We start from the raw sequence: 2,856 nt of genomic DNA, 5'->3' as shown, positions 1-2,856 counted from the left end.
ACCCCGGTGCGGTCCAGAGCCTCCGGTCCCCCTAACTGGCCGGACACTCCGTACCTGATGGCCTCAGAGCTCTCGCCCGAGGCCACGTCATGCCCGTGCGCGGTACACGGTCAGCTGCATGCGCTCTGGACGTGCTCGCCGATCCGCGTCATCGCCCCTTCGACGTCGAGCTGCTCCATGTCCTCGAGTGAGTCTGGGTCGGACATGTCGAGGTCGGCGATCGAATCCATGGCGTCCGCCATGGCGTTCCAGTCCTCGGCGTGATCGGCGGGAGCGACGCTGGCGATCTCCCGGTACGCCTCGACGAGTTCGGGCAGGGCGTCTGGGTCGCCGATCGCGGAGCCGCTGTCGAGGATGCTGTTGCCGAACTCCTCGATCTTGCCGCAGTAGTCGCCGGAGTCCATGCTCTCCTCGGCGTCCTCCGTGTCCTCCTCGGCGTCTTCCGCGTCCTGCTCGTCCGCGGCGTCGGCCGGCTCGTCCTCGGTCTGCGAGTCGTCGTTCTCGGACGACGACGCCGTGGTGTCGTCGCTGTCGTCCGAACCGCAGGCGGCGGTCGTGAACAGCAGAGCGGCGCCGAGGAACGCGCCGGCCACGGCGCGCAGCCCGAGTCCGCGTCGCGCCGTGAGGTTCGAAGTGCTAGAAATCATGATCGTTTTCTCCCAAGTGGTGAATAGATTCTGTGGCGTCAGGCGTGGAGGTCCCGCCATGGTCGACGGGACCTCCACATGGTGCTGATGCCCTGGTGCATGCGGTACGTGTGTCCCGGCCCGCTAAGCGCTGATCTTGCGTGTCCTGGTGTACAGGGCCGCGCCTATGGCCAGCATTACCGCACCGGCGATGAGGGGGAGCATGCTCGACGTACCGGTGTCCGGCAGGTCCTCCCCGTCATCGTCGCCTTCATCGGTGCCGCCGTCGGTGCCGTCCTCGCCACCGTCGTCGTCACCGCCGTCTTCGGATCCGTCGGTGCCCTCGTCGCCACCGTCGTCAGTGCCGTTCTCGGTGCCGCCTTCGCCACCGTCGTCCGTGCCGTCCTCGTCACCGCCGTCGTCGGTCCCGTCCTCGTCACCGCCGTCGTCGGTCCCGTCCTCGTCGCCGGGGTCGTCGCCCGGAACGGTGACCGTCACCGACGCGGTCTCGGGAATCACGATGCCGTCGACGGTCTGCTGGGCTGTGATCATGGACTCGCCGGTGGGAAGATCGCCGTCGAACATGGTAACCCATGCGCCTTCGGCGTCGGCCTCAGCGCTGACCGTGTCGCCGTCGACTGTCACCGTGACCTCTGCCTCCGCTTCCGCGGTGCCGGCGACCTCGAGATCGCTCGGCTCCACCTCGGCTCCGTCGTCAGGGGAGGTGATGGTGATCGGTGCGGCGTCCAGCGGCTCGGCGGTCCCGCTCAGCTCGTAGTAGCCGAGCGAGCCGTAGCCCGGGTAGCCGGAGCCCTCGTCTGGCGTGTTCTCCGCCGGATCGCCCTGGCCACGACCTTCGACCGCGAGATAGTAGGCGCCGCGCTCGAGTTCCTCCGCCAGGACTGCGTTGAGGCCCTGAGCCTGAGGGCCGCCGTCCGAGCTGGTCTCCTGCTCGTTCTCGGCGACGACGTCGCCGTCGCCGTCGAGCAGGGTCAACTTGAGATCGAGGTTGGTGGCCGGCTCGATCGGCGCGACTTCGGCCTCGAACGGGCCACCGTCGGTGACGAAGGAGAACACGTCCACGTCCTCGGAGGTCACGATGAGGCCCTCGTTGGCGAACTCCCCCGACGAGCCGTCCAGCGCGGTCGCGTCGTCCACCGTGTCGCCGTGCGGGTCGGAGGCGTACTCGAGCCGGTCGGCGTAGTCCCAGCGGACTTCCAGCTCTTCGTCCAGACACTCGCCGGTCTCCTGGTCGGCCGTCCAGAACCGGTCGCCGGGGTTCGGAACGTCCGGGTCGTCGGCGTCCGAGCAGTAGTAGTAGCCCATGTACTGGCTGCCGTCCTGGTGGAACAGAGCCGCCAGGTGACGGGCGCCGTCGCGGTCGGTGATCGCGGCGAGGTCGTCCTGCTCGGGGTTCGTGGCGTCCGCGTACCCGCCGTGGGACCAGGTGCTCAGCGGCACGTTGTAGGCCGTGCCCATCACCGGGCCCCAGATCGACTCCGGCTTCTGTGGAGTGCTGCCGTAGTACTCATCGGATCCGATGCCGTGGTGCAGCAGTGAAAGGTTGTGCCCCACCTCGTGGCTGCCGGCGTCGCCGATGTACGAGGGATTGTCCTGCAGGATGTCCGCGAAGACCACGGCCGGAGCGCCGAACTCCGCGCCGAACATGTTGATCCACGCGTACCCGGCGGCACTCTGGATCTCATCATTCGGGAACATGCTCGAGTCGGGTGCGATGAGCAGGTGAGCGCCGTACTCGTCGTCGTCCTCGGAGGTCTTGTACAGCGCGTCGGCGCCGGGGTCGGACGTGGTGACGTTCACGTCGAAGCTCGCGTAGTCCTGCGCCACCCGTTCCCAGACGACGCGCTGGAACTCCTCGTCCGCACCGTAGGCCGGGACCTCGATCGTCTCCTCGTCGACGGTGCGGTTCCACTCGGTGCCCTCGATGGTCTCGCCGCCGAAGTCGATGAAGATCGTGCGCGAGGCACCAGGACGTGAACCCTCGGCAGGGTCGCCCGGCACGTCTGCCGCCTCCACGTCTGCTGGGTGCTCCCCGGCGTCGTGCGCGTCCCACTGGTCAATGACCGCGACGAAACCGCCCGGCGACACGATCGCCTTGTCGTCGGCCAGATAGGAGGTCAGAGTCTCGAGCGTCATGTCGGCGCGGGTAGCCACCACTTCGAGCGCGGGCTCGTCCAGCTGCTCCAGTGCCTCGCTGCCGGCGGTTCCG

Annotated in this window: 2 protein-coding genes; both read right to left on the bottom strand. The window is 68.2% G+C overall.

What is annotated here, in order from left to right; genetic code table 11:
• Nucleotides 1–110: 110 nt before the first annotated feature.
• Entirely contained in the window at nt 111–647 is a 537-nt protein-coding gene (locus tag ELR45_RS29520) for a hypothetical protein (RefSeq protein ID WP_129669498.1), read from the bottom strand.
• 123 nt (nt 648–770) lie between these two features.
• On the bottom strand, nt 771–2,856 hold a 2,086-nt coding region (locus tag ELR45_RS39580; protein WP_205857517.1), incomplete at its 5' end, for an LPXTG cell wall anchor domain-containing protein.

The organism is Phytoactinopolyspora endophytica (assembly GCF_004138495.1).
GTDB classification, from domain to species: Bacteria; Actinomycetota; Actinomycetes; order Jiangellales; family Jiangellaceae; genus Phytoactinopolyspora; species Phytoactinopolyspora endophytica.
The sequence above is the reverse complement of the archived record's forward strand: the minus strand, read 5'-3'. Positions and strand labels throughout refer to the sequence as shown.